At 58.4% G+C, this 11,950-nt stretch carries 12 protein-coding genes; 7 read left to right on the forward strand and 5 right to left on the reverse strand.

All coding sequences use genetic code 11. The features are described from left to right. Nucleotides 1-66: 66 nt before the first annotated feature. Nucleotides 67-1,089 (reverse strand): hypothetical protein, encoded by a 1,023-nt coding sequence (locus ACFXS9_RS13855; protein WP_392689664.1) that lies wholly within the window; start codon nt 1,087-1,089, stop codon nt 67-69. Nucleotides 1,090-1,408: 319 nt separating this feature from the next. On the opposite strand from ACFXS9_RS13855, the gene ACFXS9_RS13860 reads away from it, so the two are divergent. From ACFXS9_RS13860 to ACFXS9_RS13870, 3 genes are all read left to right on the forward strand, one after another. Further along, a complete protein-coding gene (locus tag ACFXS9_RS13860; protein ID WP_392689666.1) occupies nt 1,409-1,663 on the forward strand; it encodes a hypothetical protein in 255 nt (84 codons plus the stop codon). A gap of 1,764 nt (nt 1,664-3,427) precedes the next feature. Next, nucleotides 3,428-3,679: a hypothetical protein gene (locus ACFXS9_RS13865; RefSeq protein ID WP_392689668.1), complete on the forward strand. Its 252-nt coding sequence runs from the start codon at nt 3,428-3,430 to the stop codon at nt 3,677-3,679. Between the two features lie 137 nt (nt 3,680-3,816). After that, nucleotides 3,817-4,011, forward strand: a complete 195-nt coding sequence (locus ACFXS9_RS13870) for a hypothetical protein (protein WP_392689669.1) — start codon at nt 3,817-3,819, stop codon at nt 4,009-4,011. Here ACFXS9_RS13870 and ACFXS9_RS13875 read toward each other — a convergent pair whose 3' ends face one another. Beyond that, the gene (locus ACFXS9_RS13875; RefSeq protein ID WP_392689670.1) at nt 4,012-4,179 is read right to left on the reverse strand and encodes a hypothetical protein; all 168 of its coding nucleotides are present in this window, start codon (nt 4,177-4,179) and stop codon (nt 4,012-4,014) included. It abuts the gene before it with no gap. A 462-nt stretch (nt 4,180-4,641) separates the two neighbouring features. Here ACFXS9_RS13875 and ACFXS9_RS13880 point away from each other — a divergent pair, with 462 nt between their 5' ends. Continuing rightward, nucleotides 4,642-4,875, forward strand: coding sequence for a hypothetical protein (locus ACFXS9_RS13880; RefSeq protein WP_275185195.1), 234 nt, complete (start codon nt 4,642-4,644; stop codon nt 4,873-4,875). 1,322 nt (nt 4,876-6,197) lie between these two features. Here the strand turns inward: ACFXS9_RS13880 and ACFXS9_RS13885 are convergent. Beyond that, on the reverse strand, nt 6,198-6,413 hold the full coding sequence (locus tag ACFXS9_RS13885) for a hypothetical protein (RefSeq protein ID WP_392689671.1): 216 nt from the start codon (nt 6,411-6,413) through the stop codon (nt 6,198-6,200). 244 nt (nt 6,414-6,657) lie between these two features. Between ACFXS9_RS13885 and ACFXS9_RS13890 the strand changes: the two genes are divergently transcribed. The 3 genes from ACFXS9_RS13890 to ACFXS9_RS13900 all read left to right on the forward strand — a co-directional run bounded on the left by ACFXS9_RS13890 (nt 6,658) and on the right by ACFXS9_RS13900 (nt 8,734). Continuing rightward, on the forward strand, nt 6,658-6,879 hold the full coding sequence (locus tag ACFXS9_RS13890) for a hypothetical protein (RefSeq protein ID WP_392689673.1): 222 nt from the start codon (nt 6,658-6,660) through the stop codon (nt 6,877-6,879). 744 nt (nt 6,880-7,623) lie between these two features. Further along, complete coding sequence (locus ACFXS9_RS13895) at nt 7,624-7,866, forward strand: PilZ domain-containing protein (RefSeq protein WP_057845334.1); 243 nt, start codon at nt 7,624-7,626, stop codon at nt 7,864-7,866. A gap of 580 nt (nt 7,867-8,446) precedes the next feature. Continuing rightward, on the forward strand, nt 8,447-8,734 hold the full coding sequence (locus tag ACFXS9_RS13900) for a hypothetical protein (protein ID WP_392689675.1): 288 nt from the start codon (nt 8,447-8,449) through the stop codon (nt 8,732-8,734). A 721-nt stretch (nt 8,735-9,455) separates the two neighbouring features. On the opposite strand, the gene ACFXS9_RS13905 is transcribed toward ACFXS9_RS13900, so the two are convergent. After that, nucleotides 9,456-9,905: a response regulator gene (locus ACFXS9_RS13905; protein ID WP_392689677.1), complete on the reverse strand. Its 450-nt coding sequence runs from the start codon at nt 9,903-9,905 to the stop codon at nt 9,456-9,458. Nucleotides 9,906-9,934: 29 nt separating this feature from the next. Further along, nucleotides 9,935-11,788, reverse strand: a complete 1,854-nt coding sequence (locus ACFXS9_RS13910; RefSeq protein WP_392689679.1) for a PAS domain S-box protein — start codon at nt 11,786-11,788, stop codon at nt 9,935-9,937. Nucleotides 11,789-11,950 lie beyond the last annotated feature (162 nt).

Raw genomic sequence — 11,950 nt, forward strand, 5'->3', positions numbered from 1 at the left:
TGACGGAATGGCTGACAGACCCCGCGCAGATCTCGGCTCAGGCCACCAAGGAAGTGCGGAACTACCTCAAAGCGGACGCATTCCCAAGTTTGCCGAGGTCTTTTGATTAGGCCGCACACCCACGTCGTTTCGCAAAATGGTGGGTCGGCGCGTTTGTTGTGGCCGTCGTGAGGGCATCGCTATGGTTGGTCCGAACAGCCAACAGGTGAGCCAGTCGTTTGTCGACAAGCGCGATAACGCCAAGGTCCGAAAGTGCTGGCAGCCGTAGCCCCCGCGCGGTTCGTGCTCAACGCGAACTGGTTCACTCGGTTTAATTGCTGATTTGCTGGTCTCCGTGGCCACGTCCGGTTGCACTGCGGTCTGGGCGGGCTTCACGACGGCGTCGCTGTTTGCCCTGGCAAGCAAGGAGACACCGGACTTCTCTTCCACAGCGGCAGGTTTCTGTTCCGTGGCGCGCCGCGCCTTCGCGAGTTCGGTTGCCAGCGCCTCGGCCCGGTCTTGCTCCTGCTGCAGAGACTGACGCAGGTCCGCCGTCGCGCTGTCCACCGCCTGCTTGAGCCGCTCCACCTCGTTGATCTTATGCTCCGACAGCAGCGTCTCGACGTCCCCTAATAGCATGTCGACGTCCCGCCGCCGGTTCACCAGTTCGGTTTCCAGCGCCTTGGCCCAGTCGTGCTCGTGCTGCAGAGACTGACGCAGGTCCGCCGTCGCGCTATCGACCGCCCGCTTGAACTGCGCCGCCTCGTCGTCCTTCGGCAATGGGATCTGTTGCGCCATGACCGGCGGGCCCAATATCTTCTGCTGACTAGCGTATCGTGCCACATAGGCGATTACTTCAGCGTGGAAATACACGCCGATGAGCGGCGCCGCGACCAGGATTGCGGCAATTGAAAAGAAAGAAAAGAAGCCACGACGGCGCGCTCGAGCTGCCGACGTCGACGCGTCGGAGAGGCCGCTGGGCGGACCGTCCCCTTGCTGAAGATAATTTTTTCGCCGGCATTGGATACCAATGCGACGGCGTTGTCTTGCTCGGCTCGCCGGCTTCTCCGATCCATTGACCGGCCTCAGGCGACCAGTGAGCGTTCCCATCCCTCGGTGCGGTCTCAATCTTTTGGCGCATGAAACCACGCCTATTCTGACGGGTTATCGGGCCATTTCTTCACTTCACCACTAGCTTATTCCTGCCCGTGGCGGGCATCAAGTTACGCTTTTCGTTCAGGTACCGAAGCTCGCTAAGGCCGCGCCGCCCTGTTGGATAACAATTGAGGACCTGCGGGCTTTTCTGATGTACCAACGCCGGCCCTGCCATATGTGGCCTAGTCAGATTATCACGACCGAGAAGGAATAGACTTGTGGGTTCGGTGTTGTGTTGGCGTAACCGGCGTTCCGTGGGCGTAAGAGGTGCAACATGGAACAGCCACTTGAAGCACGTATGCACGGCCTTCTTCAAATCTCGACCGATCTCCACAACCGCGTTGCCGAAATTCAGAAACTCAGGGAGATGGTACGATCAGCGGAGGCCGCAGGGCCCGGCCAAGAGCCGAACCCATCCAGCAATCGTCGCGCCGATGAGCTGTCCGCATTTCGCGAACTGATGCAGGATGCCCCGGCTATTCCATTCCCTCAAGCTCGCGAACATCCCATAGCGAAACCGCCAGGATGATGAGCGATGGCGTCCACGCGAGCATGGCTCCAAATGCTATGGCTTGCAAAGTGGTCATGGATCGTTCCCCAAATTCCAACCCGCGACCATTGGAGTTGACAGCTTAAATCTTGACTTGTCGATGCCGATATCAAGGCATTTATGCGATGCGAACAGTTTTCCACCAGGCACGACTCCCCTGCTGATGGCGTGCGCTGCAGCGGGAACAGATGATTACTCTCGGAGAGATGCGTGGGGTCCGGCTTGTTCGGCGTCGTGGTGTTCTGCAGTGACTTACCATTGCAGCCACTCCACTCGCCTGCCCGCTGCCCGCCGACCGCCGGCCGGATCGGCTCTCGGACCCTGAGCCGCAGTTCGTGTGCAAGGCATGCTCCAAGCGCGGCGGCCGACACGCGGCCGGATTTTCAAGTAGGCCAGGTAATGGGCCTGCGGTAACCCCTAGCGTTAACGCGGTTTAGCGGCAGGTTCCCGCGAATCGTCCAGCGCTGTTGTCCTGGGAAAGGATGGCAATGATTTAGGAACTTCTCATCGCGAATGAGGGTATCTTTCGACCAATGGGAGCAAGGTGCGTGGGAGGGACTGATGAGGGCGATAGTCCAAATTCCAAGCTACTACCTGTATCAATTGGACGTAGATAACGCTGATCTAGTCCGAAAATTTGCGGAGCTCGCTACTCTGCGGGAGCTAGTTCGACAGAAAGAGGCAGCCCTGCACGCGACGCGAGCATCGCGAAAAAAGTCGATACCAACTAAGGCCGGGGATCATCCTTCCCACCCTCGCTATCGGACCGCTGGTTGAGCTGACGCAATCGATCTTCCAGCAGATTCTTCTGAGCGACTAATTTCTCACGAAGGACTGACTGCATCAATTGGTGCAGTTAGAACAGTTCATCGATTGACATTGACTTCCACCGAAGATTCAGCACGCCGCGACCTGTTTGGCCGGCGCCGCCGAAGAACGCGATTTCGTCATGCAGCCCGGATTGCCGTGATCCAAGCGCTGAAGCGAAACGACCCGCCGCCACTGCTAGATCTGGGCAAGCAATTCCACTGGGGCAAGCGCAAGCCGAAGAGAGACCAAAGACCGTTTTTGTCTACGTCAACATAAGCAAGCAGGTCGGCGACGCTGAGCACATCAAGGTGTTCGCCAATGTAGATGCCCCGGAAAAATGGTTTGAGGAGAACGGCCCAGAAGGCGTAGCGTTCGAGTATGAGGTTTTGGAGTGAACCGCATCGGCCGCAGGACGCCTACGCCATGCTCGTGATCCGGGGCTGGCGATCGGCTGGCAGGTGCTCTGGGGCTGAAGGTGCAAGACGCCGCCAACTAAAATACGGCCCCAGCGGGGCTTGGGGGCTGCTGGGGCCGTAAGGGATATGCGTCTACTGTGCAGAGAAACAAACTGGCCTCAGCACATCCCCTTGATAGCAGATGGCAGATTACCTCGAACTTACTCTCTAGAGGTCTACTAGGATCTTCCGAGGTATCCAAAAGGCGTACTCGCCCTGAATAGCGCGGCCATCACGTCCGCCAGCGTGAACCGGCGGGCCGAAAAAATAATTTTCGGAGGAATGCGCTCGATGGGCGTTCACGGTGTCTCGGCGATCTGCACGAGATCAAGCATTGGATCTCGTAGGCAAGTTTCCTGTCTATCTCAGCGTCGAATTAGATGCGGGATTAAATGGCAATTAAATGTTATTTGACTCTGCCGAATTTTCAATGATGGTGTGGCGCAGGTCTCACTTTCTCACGACAAAGGAGACTTCTATGGGCAATTCAGAGAACGAGGCCCAAGCCGATCGGCGGAAATTCCTGGCAGCCTGCGGAAAATTCGCAGCAGTCACCCCGCCAGCGATTACGTTATTGTTGTCGACAACCTTGACCTCAGAGGCGATCGCGACGTCTGGTGCCAGGGGAAACAACGGGGTCGGCAACGGCACTGATCCGCAGCCCCCGGGAAATCCGCCAATCAACGATGGTTCGGGAACAGGCCCAGGAAACCCCGGCAATAAGCCTTAATTGATACATGGAACCTCAGCCGAGGGCGAAGAGCATACTACTGCCCCGAAGGCTGCCGCGACTAACTCGCCAAAGTTCGCGAGGGCTGCCTGATGGGTCCTGTAGGGCATGGGTGTCAAAACGACCGAGGATTAAAAATGGGCCAATTTATTTCATCGGAGCAGCGTCTCTCGCAGATAGACCTCGATCTTTCCCTCCGCATGGCCGAACTTCAAAAGCTCAGAGAAGCGGTGCATATTGCAGAGGCGCTGCAAGCGTCAACTGCGCAAAAGCGTGCCCGACCTTCGCCGAGCGACACCGCTTCGTACACCGAATCTCGATTGGCGGTTTAGTTAGGTCGGCGGCTTCACACGTCGAGTGGGCTTAGCGCTTGCTGCGTCACTCGGCCGCTGGTTGAGCTGACGCAATCGATCCTCCAGCAGCTTCTTCTTGGCGGTCAGTTTTTCACGAAGAACTGACTGCATCAGTTGGTGAAGCTCGAACAGTTCTTCAATCGACATTGACTCCCACTCACTAGGCATGACGCGTCTCCGCGATCACGAAAGCAATTGATTGTTGCTAACGATATCGAAACTTCAGAGATATGGGAGAGAGGCTCAGTCGCAACGCACGGAAGGTATTAAATTAGGATCTACGGTTCGAAAACCTGACCGCGCGCCCTAAGTTGGCAAACGTGAAGAAAACCCGCGCGGGGATCGCGCCGGGCCATCGGAGTATTCCCATTCCAATCAGCCGGACAGCGTAGTGGGTACCCGTCTGGCGCTCCCAAATATGCGGGAAAATCTGGCAATGTCTCTGCCGAATAATCAACAGAGCGGTGAAGATGAGGGCGGACAACGAAACTAGTTCCGCCGCTTGTACGCTCGGGGTGGAAGGCGCCAAATGATCGCCTAGGAACCACTGGGTTGCCCCCCAAGTTTCTACCACGTGTCAACTTATTTGACTTTGCACAGGGGCGTTTGATGAAGGAGCTCTCTGCGCTCGAGTTGGCCATAGCGTCAAGCCTGATGGCCGGCGCCATGCAAGCGGCAATGCTTCAGTCGATGGTCCGCAATAATCTCATTACCGCCGAGGAAGGCCATGAGATCTACGAGCAGGCACTTTTGATGCTTGAGACTAACCAGACCATGACTTCCTCGCCAGACGTGTTCGAGGCCGCTCGCGAACTGATCGAGCAACATCTTCGGAGTCCGTAGGCCAAAAACCTGCCGAGACGCAACGCAATTGGGCGCATCCTGACCAGGACTGCGGCTAACCGACATGCAACTATCAGCGCTCCGCATTCGCCGTGCTCAATGGTGCGTGCGCCCTTCGCGTCTCAGGCATCCGCGCCACTTCATACGATGCCACGCTCCGTTTGCTGGTAGCTATCTAAATTCCTGTTTGGCGACATTACCGCATCCAGCGCGCGCGATGCGACGGATGGGGGAACTACTCAAGCAGTTCGATAGTCGCGGAGATCACATGAAGAAGGGAGGGCCCCTCCCTTCCCTGCCGCAGAAAGAGATCGCGGAGAACGTCGGGATTTCCGAGCATCAGCAGGTGCAAGCCGTTCAATAGCGAACGTTTCGGAAAATTCGAAACCCGTCTGTTCTACGGAGGGCCTTAGCAAATCCGTCTTCCTGCTACGGTGCTTCTAAGCAGTTTACCTCGGCACACATGAAATCATCGGTAACTTATCACCGTTCACGTTTACGGCGCTGGAGGTTCTACGCTCTCCCGGAACACAGCCTCATTAGTTTGCATTATCGTTCTGTTTTCATTGTTTGTGAGGTTGGTCATGCGTCTCCTGAGGCATGCCAGAGGCGACACTCGCCGAAAACCACGCGAGCCGAGCACGCCGCACCGCCGCCCGGCTGCATTACCAACTCCTGTCACCAAGCACCTTCCCCTTCGTCGGACCGCCCTGCTCGGCCTTTAGACGGTCTCGCTCCGCGCAGAAGCCTTCGATCTTCCAACATCCTCGTCAGCAGCAGCTCAGCCGCCGCTGTAGCGATGCCGCGCGTTGAAGCTGGAGGATTTCCTTTCGCTGCCTTCCGAGCTGGACGCGCATGTGCTCGATTTCTGCCGAAGGCGGAGTATTCGGCTCCGGAATGGCAGGCGGCGATGGAGGCGCTAGTCCTCGTTGCGGAGACCTGCGGCCCAACAATGCTGGCCAGGATCGGCGTCATGTGGGCGTTGAACCGTCATGTCGAAGGATCTTTCAATCCCGATCTCAAGATGCATCATTGGGGCAAGCGCAAGCTGAAGAGAGACCAATGACCGGCGCCACAATATCGGAACCGGCCAGTACCAAAGCATGAAGGACCCGGAACTGACCGTCCAAGAGAGCGTTGAGAAAAACTGGCAATCTCTCTCTCGTAGGAGAGGGAGCGAAGCGGCCCCGGCGACAACCCCCGATTGCCCGGCCGGGGCCGTTTCGTTTGTCCACCCCGAACAATGCAGGCACGAAAGAGCCGCCGCTGGGGCTATCCTGGCGGCGGCTCCACACCGCGCTGGCCGAACTATAAGCTCTGGATTACCGATACGCGTCGTCTTTGCCGTTCGGGCTGCCGTCGCCACCCTTATTGCCGTAGCCATTATTGCCAGAGGCGGCGATTGCATCGAAGGTCAGAGAAGTTGACAGCAGTAGCGTTATTGCCGGCGGCGTTACCACGGCAAATCTGCCGGCCGACTTTAGGAAATTACGGCGATCGTCAATCTCTTGTTGTTCGCGATCGTCATTCATAGCCATCCCCTTTTCCTTACTGCTACATCACCGCGCCGCCGGTTTTCGACGCAAATCAATTCCATCGGTTCCATTGTTTCAATGCAGCGCGGTTGCATCGGCGTCACCCTACTTCGGGAACAATAGGCAATAGGCACTTCTCAGCACGACTGCGGTAGTCTTTTTTGAGGCGCTTTGTCAGCTATCGCACAGACTCCAGAGAGCCATTCGATAACATCGACTGTCACCGCTAGGTGGCACGGAGGCTGTGATGAGGGCGACACTCCAAACGGCAAGCGACCGCTTGCATCAATTAAAAAACGATAACATCGATCTCGACCGAAAATTTGCGGAGCTTGCAAATCTGCGGGAGTTGGTTCGGCAAAAAGAGGCAGCTCTTCGGGCGGAGCGAGCGTATAGCGAAAGACCAGCGAATCAATTGCCAACCAAGCGCGCCGATCCTTCCGCCATAGCTATCGGGCGGCTGAGTTGAGCTGACGCAATAGATCTTCTAGCGCTGCCTTTTTGGCGATCAGTTTTTCACGGAGAACTGACTGCATCTGTTGGTGCAGTTCGAACAGTGCTTCGATCGACATTGACTCCCTAGTCAGTCCGCATGACGCGTCCCGGCGATCATGAAAGCATTTGAACTATTGCTCCCTTTAAGAAGCTTCAGAGATCAAAGTATTCCCATTTTCAAACAACCAGACGGCGTAGTAGCACCCGTCTGGCGCTCCCACATAGCGGGAACATCTGGCAATATCTGTAAACAGCGCGGTGAAGATGAGGGGCAATCGGAACTAGTTCCGCCGCTTGTACAGTCGGGTGTCCGTTCGTTACCTGCGCTCTCCACGATCGAGGTGGCCGTGATCTGTAGTGCTTGCAGGAGCCTTTCAGCGACTGACGGCCCTGCGCACGACGTTGCCGGACGACATGCGCAGAGCCGCGCCACGCCAGGGAACTCCCCAGAGGGCGCTCCCCAAAATGGCTTGTTCAGGCTGATTTCGATTCTTGGCAGAATTGGGCACGATGCCGCGGCATTGCACAATCACCTTGGAGAGATGCGCAGATCGGGCGGCTGCGGTGTCGTCGTGTTCTGCGGCGATTATCCACTGTCGCCCATTCGACCGTCTTCGACGCCGATCGCTGACACGATCTGCCTGAAAACGGGCTCCATCTTTGCAACGCTTTAAGAATTGAGTGCTACCAAGGCAGTATTTCAAAGCGGATTATTGCGATGGTGGAAACTCGGATTGCTCCACGTGTTCGCGTGATGAAGCCTGCCAAGATCGACTACGGCGGCGACAAGTATCCTTGCACCGTTCGTGACATATCCAGCACGGGCGCGGCGCTGGACTTTTCCGAGCTGATCCGCATTCCCAATGAGTTCACATTGATCTTACCGGATGACAAGCTAAGGCTCCCTTGTCGCGTTGTGTGGCGCAAGGAGTACAGACTTGGCGTGGTCTTCGACCTGTAGCTCGATGCAGCCGTTCGGGCTCCCGATGTCCGGCTGCTCTACCAGGCCGCCCCGATGGGCATCCGCCTGAAGCAGTTAAGACGCCCTTCGCCTTCGGGCTAACAATTCGAAGCGGACAAGAATAACCGTGCAAGCGGCCAGCGCGGTCAAAGCCATCAAGAGAACCGTCGTGAGCATGGCAAATCTCCAGCCCGATGATTCGCAATTTCTTAAACTCTGAACTATTTCAACCAAATACTTAAGAAGAAGTTAACGCTCGCCTTCTGTTGGGCCGTTGCTCAGCTCGGGGATCCGGGTTGAGCCTCCCCGGGAGCACCTGTTCGATCCATACGAAGGTCAGATCGACTTCAGCCGCGGTCGAAGTCCTTGGGACGATCGCGCCGCTCAAAGCTGCACTCACAAACAGAGAGACCGCCCTTCGGGCGGTCATTTTGTTTCTGGCAAGCTCCTTGCTCTCCACACAGCATTGCCACGTATCACCGTCCACGATGTGCCATTGCGGAGCAAACAAATGAACCAGCCCCAATTCGAGACAGCGGATCTACGACGTCTTGCTCGTGTTCAGGCTAAGGGACAGGCCATGGCAGAGCGCAAGCGGCTCGCAACGGATGACGTGCTTAGGCAGAGGCGTCAACAAACTGAAGCAATGCTGGTCGATATCAAGAACGCCCTCCGCTTACTTGATCAAAGCATTGAGGCCGAACTACAGAAAAGTCCGACGAGAGATCCTCATCACTTTGCATTTCCGATGGCGGCAAGAGCTTTGACCGCGCGCCGCGAAAATCTCAAATCGACGATTACGTTGCTTTTGCTTGAGCTCACCGAGAGCGATCACAAACGTGTCGATGGCGGCTGCACACGTCCGTAATGGCGGGCCTTTTAGAGAGAGGACATCGCGGTCGGTAAGGTTGACTGGTTAGGTTAAACTGCAAGTTCGATTGCCGCCTGCTGCGGCGACGCCTAATGATCAGCCACCGGACAATTCCCCCAAGCGTCCGGGCCCACACCGGCAAGCCGTCAGGCGACCATGCTCCGCCTGGCGGCTTTGTCTTGCTGGCCGAACGTCCTCCTTTTCCATCTAGCTCCGCTGTTCCTCGCCAAACGTCACGATTGCTACCGCTACCTGAAACAAACGGCTGCGTACCTGGTTATTAAGAAAAACACAGGGACGCCACCGTGCAATCTCATCTGGAACCGGTCACACGACGGCGTCCTCCTGCAATCGGTAAGCGGGAGGCCGAACAATGATCGAGCTGTCAGCAGGGATCCTCGCGCTGATTAGCGTGGGGATCTTCGCCGCTCACGCGCTGGATGCCTACCGCACCGACTAGCGCACGAGCGGAGAAACAAAATGTCGCCTGAGGTGCCACGGCGCCTCAGGCGCATTTGTCAGACGTCTGCTGCCGCCTGTAAATCTCCTGTCCGACGGAGGTTCCTTGGCCGCCGCACGGATGAGCCACGAGCGCAGCTTTAGACACTCCTAGCTGCTGAGACTTGAAGACCACCCACGACCCACGGTCGATCCATCTTCTCTGCAATTGCTTGAGCCGAAAAGTTCCATAGCCCTGATTGGACTGCCGACGCATCCGCTACGGCCGGCCCAACTGCGCGACAGCCTCGACGACCACCGATACCAGCGACGCCATGGTGTACGGCTTCGGCAGCCAGCCGAGCGGAGCGTAGGGCTCGGCGCGCCCGCGCGTATGCACATCGTCGTGCGCAGTTGCAAAGATGCAGCGAATGGCGAAGTCCTGATAGAGTTGCCGTGCGGCGTCGATACCGTCGCGGGTGCTGGCCAGGCGAATATCCATCACGGCGAGCGTCGGTTGGGTCTCGCTGGCGAGCGCGACCGCTTCCTCGGCGGTCGTGGCCGGACCGACAACTTCAAAGCCGGCAGCCGTCAGCGCGACTTCGGATTGCATGGCGATCAGGAAATCATCCTCGACGACAAGAACCCGCAGCGGGCCCTGCTTCCCTTCCATGCGCCGGGTCTCTTCAGCAGGTGGCGACGAATTCCGGTCCGGATCGGATGGCACCACAATATGCCCTGCGTTCTGATGGGGCGTCGTCATCGATCACCGGCCCAGCCCTTGGCAGCAGGAAAATCGAGGCACGCCCGCGAAGGGCGTTTCGTGACGCGAAGCGTTCCATGGAGCTGGCGCGCGAGGCCGAGTACGAGCCGGAGCCCGGACGAGGTCTTGCGCACTGCCTCCAGGTCGAACCCCTCGCCGTCGTCCTCGACGCAGAGCGCCAGCCGTCCGTGGTGGCTGGTCAGGCTGACGCGAACGGCCTGCCTCGCATAGTCCCTGATCCCGTGCTTCACGGCGTTTGTCAGCAGCTCGTTCAATATCAATGCCAGCGGCATCGCTATGTCGTTGGAAAGCGCGCCGCGCGCCGCGCCACACTCAATTCGTGCATCCGGCGGCAGCAACTGCCGAATGGTTTGACAAACCGCCGGCAGAAATTCCTCCGCAGCGAAGCCGGTGGCATCGCCTCGTCCGTACAGCACACGCTGCGCCGCCGCCATGGCCGCGATCCGTCCGCTGGCTTCTTTCAGGACTTTGCGCGCCTCCTCGCTGGGTGCGGTCCTTGCCGCGGAGAAAAGCAGCGACTGCAGCATCTGCATGTTGTTCTTGGTGCGATGATTGAGCTCATCGAGCAAAAGCCGTTGCTGGGTTTCCGCTTGCCGTCGCTCGCTGATATCAACCAGCATGTTGATGGCGCCGGTGATCTGGCCGGAAGTGTCCCGCAGCGGCGTCGGGAACGGAATGAACGGCACCCGCGTCCCGTCCGGCCGTTCTGCAACTGCTTCGGCGCCGCGCACGGCGCGTCCTTCCTTCAGCGCGACCGCCATCGGGCACTGGTCGTGCGGAAGCGGCGTGCCGTCGGGGTTGAACAGCTTCCATGTGACACACCATTCGTCGCTGCCGAGCGCCGGCGTCCGCCCCGAGAACTCGACTGCCGCCGGATTGAAATACGTAATTTTCCCTTGCGCGTCGGTCGTGTAGACCGCGGCGGGAATCGCTGCGAGCAATTCCGAAAGACGCTGCTCGCTCTCCCGCAGCTTGCGTTCGGCTTGCTTGCGATCGGTGATGTCGCGGGCGATCTTCGACGCGCCGACGATGGTTCCCGCGCGGTCGCGCACGGGCGAGACGGTCAGTGAGATGTCCACAAGGCTCCCGTCCTTCCGCCTGCGAACCGTTTCGTAATGGTGGATGCGCTCGCCTCGCCGTATGCGCGCGAGAATCCCGGGCTCCTCGTTTTCGCGTCCTGGCGGAAAAAGAATCGTCACGGGCTCGCCGAGGACCTCGCCGGCGGTATAGCCGAACAGCCGCTCGGCGCCTGAATTCCAGGTCCTGATGATGCCGTCGAGATCCTTGCTGATGATCGCGTCGTCGGAGGATTCCACGATCGACGCGAGTTGCTGCGCACGGTCTTCGGCGGTGCACCGCGCCTGTTCGGCTTGCTTGCGGGCGCTGATGTCATGCTGAGCACGCACCGCGTAGAGGAAATTTCCCGACGCATCGCAAACGCTCGAGGACGTGACCTCCGCCCACACGTATGATCCGTCCTTGCGCGCGAGACGCGTTTCGATGGTGTAGCGATCGATTTCGCCCGCGATCTGTCGTCTGAACTGCGCGAGATCCTGCGCGACGTCCTGTGGCGAGGTCTCGTCAAAGATGGAGCGGCCGAGCAAGTCGGCCGCTTCCCGTTCCACCAGATCGCAGGCCTTCTGGTTGACGCGCAACATCCGTCCAGCCTCATCGATCTCGACGATGCCGACGCCGACATGTTCGTAGGTGACAGCCAGCCGGTCTTCGTGTGCCGGCCGCCATTCATCGCGAGGCAGATGAGGCACGTCCAGGAACGCGGACCGGCCAGGCTGGGAGAAAGTCTTGGCCGTCCATCGCTGGATGTTCATTCCCGCCATCCCTGCCGAAGGGCAATTTGCGTTGCGCGATACTCGGTGTCGGCACATGCAGGGACCAGCACGCACGACCGCCGAGCGCTTGACCTTGGACAAATCCGGCAAGAGAAAATTTGTTCCTAGCTGTGGCCGGGCGCTGAAATGTCGGTTTTCCGG

The organism is Bradyrhizobium sp. RDI18 (assembly GCF_043203335.1).
In the GTDB taxonomy this organism is placed as follows: domain Bacteria; phylum Pseudomonadota; class Alphaproteobacteria; order Rhizobiales; family Xanthobacteraceae; genus Bradyrhizobium; species Bradyrhizobium retamae.

What these genes read in the sequence shown, in the direction of transcription:
- ACFXS9_RS13855 (WP_392689664.1), bottom strand. Translation starts at nt 1,089, where the DNA reads ATGGGAACGCTCACTGGTCGCCTGAGGCCGGTCAATGGATCGGAGAAG.
- ACFXS9_RS13860 (WP_392689666.1), top strand. Translation starts at nt 1,409, where the DNA reads ATGGAACAGCCACTTGAAGCACGTATGCACGGCCTTCTTCAAATCTCG.
- ACFXS9_RS13865 (WP_392689668.1), top strand. Translation starts at nt 3,428, where the DNA reads ATGGGCAATTCAGAGAACGAGGCCCAAGCCGATCGGCGGAAATTCCTG.
- ACFXS9_RS13870 (WP_392689669.1), top strand. Translation starts at nt 3,817, where the DNA reads ATGGGCCAATTTATTTCATCGGAGCAGCGTCTCTCGCAGATAGACCTC.
- ACFXS9_RS13875 (WP_392689670.1), bottom strand. Translation starts at nt 4,179, where the DNA reads ATGTCGATTGAAGAACTGTTCGAGCTTCACCAACTGATGCAGTCAGTT.
- ACFXS9_RS13880 (WP_275185195.1), top strand. Translation starts at nt 4,642, where the DNA reads ATGAAGGAGCTCTCTGCGCTCGAGTTGGCCATAGCGTCAAGCCTGATG.
- ACFXS9_RS13885 (WP_392689671.1), bottom strand. Translation starts at nt 6,413, where the DNA reads ATGGCTATGAATGACGATCGCGAACAACAAGAGATTGACGATCGCCGT.
- ACFXS9_RS13890 (WP_392689673.1), top strand. Translation starts at nt 6,658, where the DNA reads ATGAGGGCGACACTCCAAACGGCAAGCGACCGCTTGCATCAATTAAAA.
- ACFXS9_RS13895 (WP_057845334.1), top strand. Translation starts at nt 7,624, where the DNA reads ATGGTGGAAACTCGGATTGCTCCACGTGTTCGCGTGATGAAGCCTGCC.
- ACFXS9_RS13900 (WP_392689675.1), top strand. Translation starts at nt 8,447, where the DNA reads ATGGCAGAGCGCAAGCGGCTCGCAACGGATGACGTGCTTAGGCAGAGG.
- ACFXS9_RS13910 (WP_392689679.1), bottom strand. Translation starts at nt 11,788, where the DNA reads ATGAACATCCAGCGATGGACGGCCAAGACTTTCTCCCAGCCTGGCCGG.